Origin of the sequence: Yersinia sp. 2542 StPb PI, from assembly GCF_048593855.1 — a bacterium.
Classification (GTDB): domain Bacteria; phylum Pseudomonadota; class Gammaproteobacteria; order Enterobacterales; family Enterobacteriaceae; genus Yersinia; species Yersinia enterocolitica_E.
Genome location: NZ_JAZGQA010000471.1, coordinates 1 through 675, shown reverse-complemented (window position 1 = coordinate 675; position 675 = coordinate 1). Strand labels below are relative to the sequence as shown.

The following is a 675-nucleotide window of genomic DNA, read 5'->3' as shown; positions in this document are numbered from 1 at the left end:
GCAGACATGAAGTAATAATCCCACCTCTTAAAAAACGAAGAGTGGAAGTTTAGTTATGTGCAAAAGGAATAAAGATATTATTAAGGATGGTAATTTAAGAACAAAAATTGCCACCATTGTGTGTTTCGCATTTTCAGTACTCTCTACTTCACCTCAAGCTGCGGCTGAAGATGGCACCATTACTTTTACGGGAGCAGTCTCGGCTGTTACTTGTGAAATAACTGGTGGAACAGAAGCAGGGAGTGCTGGGAGTAATGATTTTACCGTTCCTCTTAAAACTGTCAGTACTTCTGCATTATCAAGTATTGGTCAACGTGCGCAAGCAACTAAATTTTATATCGCACTAACAGGAGCAGAATGTACTGATGGCGCAAAAGCAAATGTGAATTTTGAAAGGGCCAGAGGCACGATTGACGATAGCACTGGCAATTTGAAAAATTCTGCTGTAGACGCTGCTGCTAATGTGCAAATTAGTATTCTAAATAAAGATACTACTCCTTTAAATTTATCGGTAGCAAATGATAAACATCAAGAACAAACTATTGCAGGTAACAGTGCTCGATTTGATTATTGGGCAGAATATGTAGCCACCGGTGTGGTGACTGCGGGTAATGTAGAATCAAGTCTTATTTATTCTATAGTTTATAACTAATTTTTGGGGGCTTGCTCTTTAAG

1 protein-coding gene is annotated in these 675 nt (G+C 38.7%); it reads left to right on the top strand.

All coding sequences use genetic code 11. From position 1 onward, the window contains the following. Nucleotides 1-55 precede the first annotated feature (55 nt). A complete protein-coding gene (locus tag V1952_RS22345; protein WP_420075611.1) occupies nt 56-652 on the top strand; it encodes a fimbrial protein in 597 nt (198 codons plus the stop codon). Nucleotides 653-675 lie beyond the last annotated feature (23 nt).